This window comes from Acutalibacter sp. (assembly GCF_056800975.1).
Genome location: NZ_JBQISV010000018.1, coordinates 1 through 13,655, shown reverse-complemented (window position 1 = coordinate 13,655; position 13,655 = coordinate 1). Strand labels below are relative to the sequence as shown.

Below are 13,655 nucleotides of genomic sequence, written 5' to 3'. Positions count from 1 at the left end.
AAACCCCCGGTCCAGGACAGAACTCAGGTGGGTTTTCAAGACAGAAGCCCCTGAGCTCACGATGCGAACGCAACCGCCGGAGACAGCCTTAACGCCGCAGGCCAAAACAGGCTCAAGCGCGAACCGCCCCAGTTTCATTCTCGCAGAAAGGCGCGAAACCCCCGGTCCAGGACAGAACTCAGGTGGGTTTTCAAGACAGAAGCCCCTGAGCTCACGATGCGAACGCAACCGCCGGAGACAGCCTTAACGCCGCAGGTCAAAACAGGCTCAAGCGCGAACCGTCCCATTGTCATACTCGCAGAAAATGAAAATCCATCCCCCATCCTACCATAACGCCGCAAATGTTTATAAATACTTTATAAATTGTTTTGCGCGACAGCCGCATCTGTAAAAAGAGGCCCTTCACGCTGCTTTTATTGCAAAAAAGGCCTGCAAAATGTTCTTTTTTTGACGATTTTTAGGCCCAAAGCGTCAAAAAACCATGCCGAAACCGTAACTGAATTGTGTCTGAACTGTAACTAAACGATGAACGAGGGAGGCGCCGGCAAGTGAAAGAGATCATCACCATTCAGCACTGCCAGTCCCAGCAACATGTCAACGGTATGATGGGCGGCTGGAACGACTGGGAGCTGACCGAGCTGGGCCATGCCCAGGCCCAGCGGCTGGGGGAGCGTTTGGGCAAAGAGCTACGGGGCAAGTCCGTGAAAATTTATTCATCTGACCTGAAAAGAGCCGCTCAAACTGCCGCGCCTTTGGCAAATGTGCTGGGTCTTGACGTGGCGTACCGCCAGGAGCTGCGGGAGCGCAACGGCGGTCCGCTGATGGAAGGGAAGTCAAAGGCCTGGTATCGGGAGCACCGGGAAAACGCCGGGTATCTGGCGGACCAACGCCCTCTGCCCGGCATGGAGACCAAGCGGGAGCTCTACCAGCGTATCTACAAGATATATGAAGAGGCGGTAGAAGCCACAGAGGATATTGTGGTCCTAGTGTCCCATGGCGGGGCCTTGGGCGTGTGGAATATTCTGTGGCTGGGCCTGCCGCCGGAGGCCATGAACAGCTGCGGCATCCAGGGCAAGGCCGGGTCGGTGGGCCGGTTCAGCCGCTTTGAGGAGAGCGGCATGCGCCGCATCACCTGCGTGGGGGACTTATCGTACATCCAAGACTAACAGGCCGGGCACGGCAGGAAGGGGAGCCACATGACCATCGGAGATTTTTTTGACAAGGAGCTCAAGGGCAGGTCCTTTCCGCCGGAGGTTTTAGCGGGGGAGCTGGAGCAGATCGGCATAAACCGGGGAGACCGCAGCATGGAGGTCTTCGCCCGGTTTTCTCAGTTTGTAGAGTACCCTCATCTACAGCAGCTGGCCAAGGCCCTGGCCGGTAGTGCCCTGCGCCGGGTGCAGCTGCTGCCCCGGTTCCCGGCGGAGAGCTTTTCGCCGGAGCGGCTGGACTCTCTGGCGGCTGCGCTGAAGGAGGAGGACGCCACCCTCAACGGCAGCCTGCGGGGGGCCGCCGCCCAGCTGGACCCCACCAAAAACTGCCTGACTGTGGCCCTGGCTCACGGGGGCTATGAGCTGCTGAAGGCCCACGGCACCGCCGGGCAGATGGAGGCCCTCATCTCCCGGTGGTTTGGGGTGCAGTGCACGGTGCGGTTTGGGGGCAAGCTGGCGGTGAAGGAGGGCGACGGCTCTCTGGTGGAGCAGGCGCACCGGGAGGAGGTCCTTCGTCAGCGGGAGGCTGTGGTGCGGGAGCTGGAGGAGTATGAGGAGGCCATGGCAGACCAGAATGCCAAGCGCACGGTAGAGGTCCGGGAGGGGGAGAGCCTGATGCCCCAGGTTTTGCTGGACAGCGCCCGCCCCCTGCTGGGGCCGGCGCCCAAAAACAAGCCGGTCCCCCTGAGCAGCCTGAGCCTGGAGCTGGGAACTGCCGTGGTGTGGGGGGAGATATTCGACCTGGAGAGCAAGGAGACCCGGGACAAGAGCCGAAAAATCTATTCCATTGACATCACCGACTACACAGGCTCCACCACCCTGAAAATCATCCAGGACGCCAGCCAGTGCAAGGAGCTGGACAAGCTGAAAAAGGGGCAGTCTCTGCTGGTGCGGGGCAACCTGGAATATGACAAGTACGACCGGGAAAACGTGATGCGCCCCAGAGCCATTGCCACGGTGGACCAGGTGCGGGTGGTGGACAACGCCCTGGAAAAGCGGGTGGAGCTGCACCTGCACACCAGCATGTCTGACATGGACGCCATTACCCCTGCCGGGGAGCTGGTGGCCCAGGCCCACAAATGGGGGCAGAAGGCCATTGCCATCACGGACCACGGGGTGGCCCAGGCTTTCCCCGAGGCCATGCTGGCTGAGGAGGCCATCCGTAAGGAGGACCCGGACTTTAAGGTCATCTACGGGGTAGAGGCCTATTTTGTCAACGACCTGGTCCCTGCTGTCACCGGGGCCACAGAGCGCCCCCTTACCGGCGAGTTTATCTGCTTTGATTTGGAGACCACGGGACTGTCCCCCAAAAAGGACCGGATCACGGAGATCGGCGCGGTGCGGGTGAAAAACGGTCAGGTTTTGGAGCATTTTGACACCTTTGTGGACCCGGAGCGGCCCATTCCGGCCAAAATCACCCAGTTGACCGGTATTACCGACAGCATGGTGCAGGGGGCCCCCAAGGAGGCGGAGGCCCTGGAAATGTTCTACCGCTTCTGCGGGGAGGCCCCTGTGCTGGTGGCTCATAACGCGGGGTTTGACACCGGGTTTCTCCGGGCGGCAGGGGCCCGGTCGGGCGTTCCCTTTGAGGCCCCCTATATTGACACGGTGCCTATGTGCCGCTCGCTTCTCAAGGATATCAAGGACTGCAAGCTGGACACTGTGGCCCGGTATCTGAAGCTGGGAGACTTTAACCACCACCGGGCAGACGACGACGCGGCGGTGTTGGGGGAGATCTTCGTCAACCTGGTCCGGCGGCTGCGGGAGGACCAGGGGGCTGAGACCGCGGCCCAGGTGAACGCGGCCCTGGCTGGGGGCGACCCCAAAAAGCTGCGCAGCTACCACCAGATCATTCTGGTGAAGAACCACACCGGGCTGAAGAATCTGTACCGGCTCATCTCCGCCGGGCATCTGGAATACTTCAACAAGCGGCCCCGCACCCCCAAAAGCCTGCTGATGAAGCACCGGGAGGGGCTGATCATCGGCAGCGCCTGCGAGGCGGGGGAGCTGTTCCGGGCCATGGTGGACGGGGAGAGCTTTGAGAGCCTGTGCAAAATCGCGGCCTTCTACGACTACCTGGAAATACAGCCCATTGGCAACAATATGTTTATGGTGCGCAACGGGGACACGGACGAGGAGGGTCTGCGGGAGTATAACCGCACCATTGTGCGCATTGGCGAAAAGCTGGGCAAGCCTGTGGTGGCCACCGGCGATGTGCACTTCAAGGACCCCAAGGACGCGGATTTCCGGCGGGTGATTATGAAGAATTTCACCGATGGAGACCAGCAGGCGCCCCTTTATATGCGCACCACGGCGGAGATGCTGAAGGAATTTGAATACCTGGGCAAGGAGAAGGCCTTTGAGGTGGTGGTAACCAACCCCAACAAAATCGCGGACATGGTGGACCATATCCGGCCGGTGCCCATGGGCAATTTCCCGCCCTTTATCGAGGGGGCCCAGGAGCAGCTGGTGGAGATTACCTGGCGGCGGGCCAAGGAGCGGTATGGAGACCCTTTGCCGGAGATTGTGGAGGCCAGGCTGAACAAGGAGCTGAACTCCATCATCAAGCACGGGTTTTCGGTGCTGTACATGACCGCCCAGAAGCTGGTGGCGGACAGCGAGGAGCACGGCTATCTGGTGGGGTCCCGGGGGTCGGTGGGGTCCTCCTTTGTGGCGAGCATGTCGGGCATCTCAGAGGTGAACCCCCTGGAGCCCCACTATGTCTGCCCCCACTGCAGGTACAGCGAGTTTATCACCGACGGCAGCTTTGACTCGGGCTTTGACCTGCCCCCTAAAAACTGTCCCCAATGCGGGGAGCTGATGGACCGGGACGGGCATACCATCCCCTTTGAGACCTTTCTGGGCTTTGACGGGGACAAGGTGCCGGATATTGACCTGAACTTTTCCGGAGAGTATCAGAGCGGGGCCCACCGGTACACGGAGGTGCTGTTTGGCCGGGACAATGTGTTTAAGGCCGGGACCATCTCCACGGTGGCGGAGAAGACCGCCTACGGCTATGTGAAAAGCTACGCCGAGGAGCGGGAGCGCACCCTGCACAAGGCGGAGGAGAAGCGGCTGGCTCTGGGCTGCACAGGGGTTAAGCGCACCACAGGCCAGCACCCTGGGGGCATGATCGTTGTCCCCCGCAGCATGGAGGTTTACGACTTCTGCCCGGTGCAGCACCCGGCCAATGACCGGAAGTCCCCCAACATCACCACCCACTTTGACTTCCACTCTATTCACGACAATGTGTGCAAGCTGGACGAGCTGGGACATGATGTGCCCACCATCTACCACTATTTGGAGGAGTACACCGGCATACCGGTGATGAAGGTGAGCATGAGCGACCCGGAGGTGATGAGCCTGTTCAGCTCGCCGGCGGCTTTGGGCATTACCCCCGAGGACATTGGAGGGGTGAAGACCGGCACCCTCTCTCTGCCGGAGCTGGGGACCCCCTTTGTGCGGGGTATGCTGGAGGAGTGCAAGCCCACCCGGTTCTCCGACTTTTTGCAGATTTCGGGGCTGTCTCACGGCACGGATGTGTGGCTGGGGAATGCCCAGGAGCTGATTCGGGACGGAACCTGCACCATTTCAGAGGTCATCGGCACCCGCGACCAGATTATGGTGTACCTGCTGAACAAGGGGATGGACCCGAAAATGTCCTTTAAGATTATGGAGATTGTGCGAAAGGGCAAGGCGGGCAAGCTGCTGACCCAGGAGCATATTGCGGCCATGAAGGACCACAATGTCCCCCAATGGTATATTGACAGCTGCTTTAAAATCAAGTACATGTTCCCCAAGGCCCATGCGGCGGCCTACATGATTGCCGCCCTGCGTCTGGGCTGGTACAAGGTGCACAGGCCCATTGAGTTCTACGCGGCCTATTTCACGGTGCGCAGCGACGACTTTGACGGGGCCACGGCTTTGGGAGGCCGGGACCAGGTGGCGAACCGGATGCGGAACCTGGACCAGAAAATCAAGAACCGGGAGGCCAGCGCCAAGGAGGAGGCGGAGTTTGACACCCTGCAAATCATCAACGAGATGATGGCCCGGGGGATTGAGCTGCGCGGCGTGGACCTGTACCGGTCGTCGGCCACCCAGTTTCTGGTGGAGGATGGGAAAATACGGCTGCCCTTTTCCAGCCTGAAGGGCGTGGGCGAGTCAGCGGCGGAGAGCTTGGCCCAGGCCAGGGAAAGCGGCGGGGAGTACATTTCGGTGGATGATTTGCAGAGCCGGGCAAAGGTGTCCACAGCAGTGATAGATACCCTGCGGAGCGTGGGAGCGCTGAAGGAGCTGCCGGAGAGCAGCCAGATAACGCTGTTTTAGAGAAAACCTGACGGGGAGCCCCGGCCGGGGTCCAGGGGGGCTTGCCCCCAAGCCGCAGTACACAGCAAGATTCCGAAAGCTAGGAAAGCCGGGCTTTCCTAGCTTTCGGAGAGAGGCGGGCGTACCGCACCAGCGTTGGGGGGCTAGGCGTTCCCGGAAGATGCCGCCTGCGGGCGGAGCACTTCCTCACTGCGTTCGGCCGGCTCCGCTGGCTGACGGGTTCTGCGAGTTAGGTTGAGGGAGGCTGCGGCTGGCAAGGTCGCCAGCCGCCAGGGGTCTCGGCTGCCGGCTCGGTCGGTTCGCAGCTTGCGTGCCACTGGCACACGCTCACCCCCCGACGAGGGAACGTCCCACTGAGACGTTTTCCTACCCTCCTGCGTTTGCTCACGCGATTTAAGGTCAAGGGCTAAGGTCGTGGGACTCTGTCCCACACCCTGCCACCTTTTGAAAAAGGTGGACGAAAACTTCCGATTTTGCCCTCAGCTGGGCTTTATCTTAATATTATTTTTTCAGGAGGCCATTCCATGAAATCTTTTATCAAGCCCCATTCCCTTCGTCCCGGCGACACCATTGCCGCCATCTCCATTTCCGGCGGCCGCGCCGGTGACCCTGACCTGCTCTGGCGTTATGAGCTGGGCAAAAAACGCCTGGAAGAAGACTTTGCCCTCCACGTGGTGGAAACCCCTCACGCTCTCCGCGGCGCCAAGTACCTTTACGAGAACCCTCAGGCCCGGGCCGAGGATTTGCACTGGGCTTTGGAAAACCCCTCTGTCAAGGGCATTATCGCCAACATGGGCGGGGACGACTCCTACCGGCTGCTGCCTTACATTGACTATGAGCTTATCCGCTCACACCCCAAAATCTATATGGGCTTCTCCGACATCACCACCACCTGTATGGTGTTTGCCCACGCGGGGGTGATGAGCTATTACGGCCCCAGCCTGCTGACCCCCATCGCCCAGCCCGGGAGCCTGGACGCCTACACCAAAGCCGCCATAGAGCGGGCCCTGTTCTCCGGGGAGGCCATTGGCCGGGTGGAGCCTTGCGGAAGGTTCACCCCCATTGAGTGGCGGGATTTGCCGGAGAGCGAGATTCCCTGGCAGGAGAACACTGGCTATCAGGTGGTGCAGGGCAGCGGTAGGGTCTGCGGAAGGCTGATAGGCGGCTGCATGGGCCCCTTGCAGCAGATCATGGGCACAGAGGTGTTCCCGGGCCGGGAGCTTTGGGAGGGGAGCATACTATTTATGGAGAACCTCTCCCCCTATAACAGCGCCCTTGCCGCGCTCCACGGCTGGCGGGCCCTGGCGGCTTGCGGGGCATTGGAGTTATGCGCCGGAATCATTACCCCCGCTATGGGCAATGAGGATAGGGAAGTGCTCTTAAAGGTATTGAAGCATGAAGTACACCGGGAGGATTTGCCGGTACTTTCCGGCGTGGACTTCGGCCACCGGACGCCTATGACGGTTCTGCCGGTGGGGGCAATGGCGGCGTTGGACTGTACAGAGGGCAGCTTGACGATTTTGGAGAGTGGGGCAGTCTGAACCACAATATTTTATTACTGTGATATGTTAATTTGATAAATCGCTTGACAAATGAACCGAAATAGTTTATTATAGCAGCACAGTAAATTATTTGGGAGCAGGTCGACATGAGAAATTATACAAAGCTTACCCCCGAGGGCGTGCGGGACGTGCTTTTTGAGGAGTGCCGCGCCCTGGGGGAGGCCAGACGGCGGCTGAGGGAGCTGTTCACCCGCCGGGGCTACCGGGAGGCCATGACCCCCGGGCTGGAATATTACGACGTGTTCAATCTGCCGGGGGCGGCCATCCCCCAGCAGGAAATGTATAAGGCGGTGGACAGCGCGGGGCGGCTGCTGGTGTTCCGGCCAGACTCCACCCTGCCCATGGCCCGCATGGCTGCGGCCCGGCTGCAAAGCCACCGCCGGCCCATCCGGCTATACTACGGGCAGAGCGTGTACCGCAGCTGGCCGGCGTTGTCGGGCCGGGGGCATGAGGCGGCGCAGATGGGCGTGGAGCTGCTGGGGGCCGGGGGGCTTCGGGCAGACCTGGAGGTCATCTGCACAGCGGTGGAGGCCCTGCGGGCTGTGGCCGGGGACTTCCGGCTGGAGCTGGGTCATGGGGGGCTGTTCCGTCTGCTGGCGGGCCGGCTGGCAATGGCTCCCGGCCTCCGGGAGGAGATCCGGTCGACCATAGAGGCCAAAAACTATGGGGCCCTGGGCGAGCTGCTGGACCCCTTGGGAGACAGCCCGGAGGCCCGGGCGGTCCGGCTGCTGCCCCGGATGTTTGGGGGGGAGGAGGTCTTTGACCAGGCGGAAGGCCTGGGGCTGGACGGCCCTGCCCGGGAGACCTTGGAGTATCTCCGGTCGCTGTACATGTCCCTGAAAAAGCTGGGGCTGGGCGGCCGGCTGATGGCGGACCTGGGGTTGGTGCAGCGCAACGACTATTACACCGGGGTGGTGTTCAGCGGGTATGTACACGAGCAGGGGGGGGCGGTGCTCACCGGGGGCCGGTACGACGGGCTTTGCGGCAGGTTTGGACCGGAGATGCCCGCGGCGGGCTTTGCCATGGACCTGGACGCGGCGGCTCAGCTGCTGCTGCCCCAGCTGCCCCCGGAGGAGCCGGCACAGGTGCTGGTCCACGGAGAGCCGGGGTTTGAAACCGAGGCCCAGCAGGCCCTTTTGCGGCTGACCGGCCAGGGGGTTCCCTGCGAGGGCTCGGTGTGGGAGAGCTTGGAGGAGGCCATACAATATGCGGCGCGGGGGGGCATTCCTCGGGTGCTGCGGGTAGGGCAGTCGACAGAAGAAATTGTTGTGGAGAGAGGGGCTCGGGTATGAGGCCGCTGCGAATCGCGTTGACAAAGGGGCGGCTGGAAAAGTCCACCGCAGAGTTGATGGAGCGGGCGGGGCTGGACTGCTCGGCTTTGCGGGACAAGGGCCGGCGGCTGATTCTGCCAGTGGGCGGAGGCCTGGAGGCGGTGCTGGCCAAGGCCCAGGATGTGATCACCTATTTGGAGCACGGGGTGTGCGACCTGGGGGTGGTGGGCAAGGACGTGATTATGGAGCGGGGGGGCCAGTTTTTTGAGATACTGGACCTTCGCTTCGGGCGCTGCGGGTTTGCGCTGGCGGCGCCGGCGGGAGCGGATTTTTACGGGGGATATCAGGGGAAGACCATTGCCACCAAGTACCCTAATGTAGCCCGGCGTTTTTTTGAGAGCAAGGACATGGATGTGCGGGTGATCAAGATTGAGGGCTCGGTGGAGCTGGCGCCGCTGCTGGGGCTGGCAGATGGGATTGTAGACCTGGTGGAGACCGGGGCGACCCTGCGGGAGAACGGGTTGGCGGTGGTAGAGCCGGTGGCCGAGGTTTCGGCGCGGCTGATTGTGAACGCGGCCAGCCTGAAGCTGCGAAAGGAAGAAATTGAAGCCCTGGCATCAACCCTAGAGCAACACCTTATATCGCCAGCGTGACGCTGGACCCAATTCGCGGGGCGCGTTGGCACGCCAACGCTGCGGGGGTGCGAACAGCTGGGTTGATGGTCGCGGTTTGGGGGTGGCTGATGATCAGCGGGGCTTTTTTTAGGGCGCTTTTGTGTGACTTTGGTGGTAGAGCTGGTATCGCGGGATGGGAAGTTATTTGTCCTCGCGCGGTGGGTGCGCGAATTGAAAGTCTTTGAAGATTCTTAAGAAACTTTCTACAGAAAGTTTCTTAAGCCGCCGGAGGCGGCCTTGACCTTGACCTTAAAACACCTCCGAAAGCGCAGGAAGATAGAGAAATGTCCCAGTGGGACATTTCTCGTAAGAGTCTCGGCTTTGCCTCGGTCGGTTCGCAGCTTGTCTGCCACCGGCAGACGCTCACCCCTCGCCGGGGGTTTCTTATCGAATGGGAGCGAAGCGGACATTCGACAATGCCCTTAAAGCCCTAAGCGTTGGGGGCGGGCGGGGTGGGACGCTGCCGCTGGCCTCGGGGGCCGCCTGAGCAAGCGAAGCTTGCGAAGAAAGAGCCCCCGACGGTAGAACCCACGCCAAACGCCGTGTGAGGAAGCTCTACACGGGTCAATCGCCCGCCAAAGGATAAGCCCACATATAAAAAACCTTTTTGCAGAGCAGAAGCGTCAGCTGTCAAAAAAAAGAAAATTCTGCCAGGTGTGGAATTTCCCCCGCGCGGTGCAAAATAACAAGGTCACAAGCCCCAAAGAGCCCATAAAAAAGCCGACCCGAAAGGAGTGAACGCCTATGCCAGCCGCGGGAAGAACCGCCAGAGGCCTGAGCCGGGTGCCGGAACGCCCGCGAGATGAATCTCGAGATTCATCTCGGGGGTCATCTCGGGAGTTGCCCCAGAGAACGCGCCGCCGGACGCCCCGCCGGAGAAAGATGAAGTTCGCCCTGTTCAGCCTGGGCAGCGGGATGGATATGCCCCTGTTCGTGTTTGTGATGGTGCTGCTGGCCATTGGCCTGGTGATGCTGTTCTCTGCCAGCTATGCCGACAGCTATTACCGCGAGGGCAACAGCTATTACTATATCTCCCGTCAGGCGGGGTTTGCGGCCTTTGGGGTGGCGGTGATGCTGGCCGCCTCGGCAGTGGACTACCACCACTACCACAAGCTGGCCCTGCTGGTAACAGGCGTCACGGTCATCATGCTGCTGATGGTGCTGATTTTCGGCCGGGTGCTGGGCATCCAGTCCATTGCCCCCAGCGAGGGCGTGGCCTACCGCTGGCTGAATCTGGGCGTCCAGTTCCAGCCCTCGGAGATTGCCAAGTTTGCGCTGATTCTGCTGTTCGCCCACATGATCTCCATTTACGCGGACAAAATGGACACCTTCCGGTATGGGGTGCTGCCCTTTGTGGGGGTGCTGGGGATGTTCGCGGCGCTGGTGTTTTTGGAGAACCACATGTCGGGCACGCTGATCATTCTGGCCCTGGGAGCCATTATGATGTTTGTGGGCGGAACCAAGCCCCGGTGGTTTGTCATTGGCGGCATAGCGCTGGCGCTGCTGCTGGGAGCTTATCTGCTGCTGGGGGGCAAGGACGAGAGCGGCGAGGGCGGCGTGTACCAGATGGACCGGGTGGCCGGGTGGCTGGACCCCTTCGGGGAGAAGTCCACAGGGCCGGACAGCAACGACACCTGGCAGATCAAGCAGTCGCTGTATGCCATTGGGTCGGGAGGCATTTTCGGGGTGGGGCTGGGCCAGTCCCGGCAGAAATACATGTACCTGCCCAAGCCCCAGAACGACTTTATTTTCGCCATTGTCTGCGAGGAGCTGGGCATGGTGGGGGCCCTGGTGATTATGATTCTCTTTGCGCTGCTGGTGTGGCGGGGGGTATATGTGTCCCTTCACGCCCGAGACCGGTTCGGGACCATGCTGGGGCTGGGGCTGATTTTTCAGGTTGGCCTGCAGGCGGTGCTAAACATCTGCGTGGTGACCAACACCATCCCCAACACCGGCATCAGCCTGCCCTTTTTCAGCGCGGGGGGCACCTCGCTGGTGATGCTGCTGGGCCAGATGGGCATTCTGCTGAACATCTCCCGCAGCGCCACCGTGGAGAGGACGTAGAGAGGGGCTGCAGTCTGAATAGCAGAAAGAATGGACGTTTTTTGACCGCCGCCTGCATGGGACGGTGAGGAGCGTCAACCCCCATAAGATGGGCTGCGCCGGGGCGTTTTCCTCCTTTGCAGCCGGTAACTGCCCAAGGAGTGGGGGCCGGAATTCTGGACCTGAGCTGCGGGACCGGGCTTGAGCCGGGTGCGGCTTGTCGCACACACCCTGGGCCCGGGCGGCTGGCATTGACCCGCCCCCGGTATGCCGGAGCGGCTGAAGGAGAAGCCCCGGGACGCGGCCCGGATTTGCGGCTTCCATTTTGACACACCCTTTCCCGGAGAGCAGGGCCGTGTCAGTGAAGCCGCGACACTGCTTTACCGAGAATGAGAAGCAGCCCCCTGTACCGCCAGCTCTTTCAGGGGTCGAAGCCAGAAGTTGTTCTTTCTGACAGACAGCTTCGCCCCGCAAACAGAGGCGGAGCTTCGGCAGCTGCGGGTGTAGGTGGGGCGTTCTACCTCACCCTGGGCTGTGGGGCGCAAGACAGAGCCCCCGGGGAGGCGGGCTTTTCTGCGGCGGAGAGACTGGGCCGCTGGGGCAGCCACGCTGCCCTGGGGGCCAAAGCATAAGAGAGGTTGGAGATTTTTATGAAGGTACTGTTTACCGGCGGGGGCACGGCGGGGCACATCAACCCGGCTTTGGCTGTGGCCGGATATCTCAAGCAAAAGGAGCCGGATACCCGGATTCTTTATGTAGGCAACCGGGGGGGCATGGAGGAGCGGCTGGTGCAGCGGGCCGGGTACGACATGGCCTTTATCACCATCTCCGGCTTTCAGCGCAGGCTGACCCCCCAGAATATCAAGCGGAATTTTCAGACAGTGGGGCGCATGTTTGCCGCTGCCGCCGAGACCAGAAAAATCATCAAGGACTTTGCCCCGGACCTGTGCGTGGGCACCGGCGGCTATGTCAGCGGCCCGGTGGTGTGGGAGGCCGCCCGCATGGGGGTGCCCTGCGTCATTCACGAGTCCAACGCCTACCCGGGCGTTACCACAAAAATGCTGGCCAAGTCGGTGAAGGCCCTGCTGCTGGCTGTGCCCGATGCCAAAAGCTATTTCAGCGGCAAGGTCAACTGCGTGGTCACAGGCAATCCGGTGCGGGGCGAGGTGCTGGCGGCGGAGCGTGAGGCCTCCCGCAAGGCCCTGGGCCTGGACAGCCGCCCTCTGGTGCTGTCCTTTGGGGGGAGCCTGGGGGCCTCGGCCCTGAACCGGGCCGCTGCCTTTATGCTGGCCGAAAGCGCGAAAACGGGGAAATACCAGCACATCCACGGCTACGGCAGCCACGACCCGGCCTTTTTGGAGGAGGTGCGGGCGTTGGGGTTGAACATAGACGAGACCCCCCACATCCGTCTTTTGGAGTACATTGACAACATGCCCCAGTGCCTTTCTGCGGCGGACCTGGTGATTGGCCGGGCAGGGGCCATGACCCTGACAGAGATTGAGGCCAAGGCCAAGGCCTCTATTCTGGTGCCCTCCCCCAATGTGGCGGAAAACCACCAGTTTCACAACGCCATGGCTTTGGTGCGCCGGGGGGCGGCGGAGATCATTGAGGAAAAGGACCTGACCGGAGAAAAGCTGTGGCGAAAGGTGGAGAAGCTGCTCTCTGACCCGGAGCGGCTGCGGAGCCTGGGGGAGAACGCGGGGAAAATGGAGATTGTCGACGCCAACGAGCGCATCTACCGGGAGCTGAAAAAAGCCGCCAACGGAGAAAAGGCGTGAGCCGGAAGGGAGAGAGCATGAGCATAAGAATCGCGGCCCTGCGCCAGGAGCCCGGGCTGCTTGAGACCATGGCCGGGTGGTTCCCCCACACCTTCGGCGTGCCGGAGGAGGCCTATCGGGAGAGCATGGCCCAATGCCTGTACGGAGCCGGGCCAGTACCCCAGTGGTATGGGGCCATGGAGGGGGCGCGCATGGTGGGCGGGCTGGGGGTGATTGAGAACGACTTTCACGACCGGCCGGACCTGGCCCCCAATGTGTGCGCAGTGTATGTGGACGAGCCCTGGCGGGGGCAGGGCATTGCGGGCAAGCTGCTGGGCCATGTGTGCGGGGACATGGCCGCGCTGGGGGTGAACGCCCTGTACCTGGTGACGAGCCATACCTCATTCTATGAGCGGTACGGCTGGGCGTTCCTGTGCATGGCGAATGCCGGCGAGGAGCCGGTTCGGGTGTACCGCAAGGAGACGGGTTTGCTTTAGGGCGTGGGGCGGGGTGTGAGAGGCTTGCTTGTTGGGGGTGGCTTCCTCGTTGCAGGCGGCATCTCTCGAGAACGCTTAGCGGCCCAAGGCTTTGGAGGACGGCAAAAATCCGCCGAAAAGACGCCCGCGAACCCTTGTGTGAGCACGCCCTGGTAGGTCAAGGGCAAGCCCATGGGGGGAGTGTCCTTTCGCGCATTTTATAACGGGACTGATTGATAGGGGAAGTCCCCTGTAATTACCCATTTATCCGGAGTTCCCGGAACGGAGACCCAGACAGGACCTCTATATAAAATCTGCGAATGGGACACTCCCCCCAT

The 13,655-nt window shown here is 61.4% G+C and carries 8 protein-coding genes; all 8 read left to right on the top strand.

The features are described 5' to 3' along the window. Positions 1 to 548: 548 nt before the first annotated feature. The 8 genes from ACTO5E_RS03525 (at position 549) to ACTO5E_RS03490 (ending at position 13,338) form a co-directional block, all read left to right on the top strand. Complete coding sequence (locus ACTO5E_RS03525) at positions 549 to 1,166, top strand: histidine phosphatase family protein (protein WP_482301618.1); 618 nt, start codon at positions 549 to 551, stop codon at positions 1,164 to 1,166. A gap of 30 nt (positions 1,167 to 1,196) precedes the next feature. Further along, complete coding sequence (locus ACTO5E_RS03520; RefSeq protein WP_482301616.1) at positions 1,197 to 5,534, top strand: PolC-type DNA polymerase III; 4,338 nt, start codon at positions 1,197 to 1,199, stop codon at positions 5,532 to 5,534. Between the two features lie 524 nt (positions 5,535 to 6,058). Further along, positions 6,059 to 7,075, top strand: coding sequence for a S66 family peptidase (locus tag ACTO5E_RS03515; RefSeq protein ID WP_482301615.1), 1,017 nt, complete (start codon positions 6,059 to 6,061; stop codon positions 7,073 to 7,075). Between the two features lie 107 nt (positions 7,076 to 7,182). Then, entirely contained in the window at positions 7,183 to 8,388 is a 1,206-nt protein-coding gene (gene hisZ, locus ACTO5E_RS03510) for an ATP phosphoribosyltransferase regulatory subunit (protein ID WP_482301614.1), read from the top strand. After that, the gene (gene hisG, locus ACTO5E_RS03505) at positions 8,385 to 9,020 is read left to right on the top strand and encodes an ATP phosphoribosyltransferase (RefSeq protein WP_482301612.1); all 636 of its coding nucleotides are present in this window, start codon (positions 8,385 to 8,387) and stop codon (positions 9,018 to 9,020) included. The genes hisZ and hisG overlap by 4 nt, the downstream gene beginning before the upstream one ends. Positions 9,021 to 9,923: 903 nt before the next feature. Then, positions 9,924 to 11,105 carry an FtsW/RodA/SpoVE family cell cycle protein gene (locus tag ACTO5E_RS03500; protein WP_482301610.1) on the top strand — a complete coding sequence of 394 codons (1,182 nt, stop codon included), beginning with the start codon at positions 9,924 to 9,926 and terminating at the stop codon, positions 11,103 to 11,105. Between the two features lie 629 nt (positions 11,106 to 11,734). Then, positions 11,735 to 12,862: an undecaprenyldiphospho-muramoylpentapeptide beta-N-acetylglucosaminyltransferase gene (murG, locus tag ACTO5E_RS03495; protein ID WP_482301609.1), complete on the top strand. Its 1,128-nt coding sequence runs from the start codon at positions 11,735 to 11,737 to the stop codon at positions 12,860 to 12,862. 17 nt (positions 12,863 to 12,879) lie between these two features. Then, positions 12,880 to 13,338: a GNAT family N-acetyltransferase gene (locus tag ACTO5E_RS03490; RefSeq protein ID WP_482301607.1), complete on the top strand. Its 459-nt coding sequence runs from the start codon at positions 12,880 to 12,882 to the stop codon at positions 13,336 to 13,338. The last annotated feature ends 317 nt before the right edge of the window (positions 13,339 to 13,655 follow it).

Excerpts from the sequence above, each read along its gene's own strand:
- ACTO5E_RS03500 (WP_482301610.1), top strand. The coding sequence starts at position 9,924 with ATGAAGTTCGCCCTGTTCAGCCTGGGCAGCGGGATGGATATGCCCCTG.
- ACTO5E_RS03490 (WP_482301607.1), top strand. The coding sequence starts at position 12,880 with ATGAGCATAAGAATCGCGGCCCTGCGCCAGGAGCCCGGGCTGCTTGAG.
- murG (WP_482301609.1), top strand. The coding sequence starts at position 11,735 with ATGAAGGTACTGTTTACCGGCGGGGGCACGGCGGGGCACATCAACCCG.
- hisG (WP_482301612.1), top strand. The coding sequence starts at position 8,385 with ATGAGGCCGCTGCGAATCGCGTTGACAAAGGGGCGGCTGGAAAAGTCC.
- hisZ (WP_482301614.1), top strand. The coding sequence starts at position 7,183 with ATGAGAAATTATACAAAGCTTACCCCCGAGGGCGTGCGGGACGTGCTT.
- ACTO5E_RS03520 (WP_482301616.1), top strand. The coding sequence starts at position 1,197 with ATGACCATCGGAGATTTTTTTGACAAGGAGCTCAAGGGCAGGTCCTTT.
- ACTO5E_RS03515 (WP_482301615.1), top strand. The coding sequence starts at position 6,059 with ATGAAATCTTTTATCAAGCCCCATTCCCTTCGTCCCGGCGACACCATT.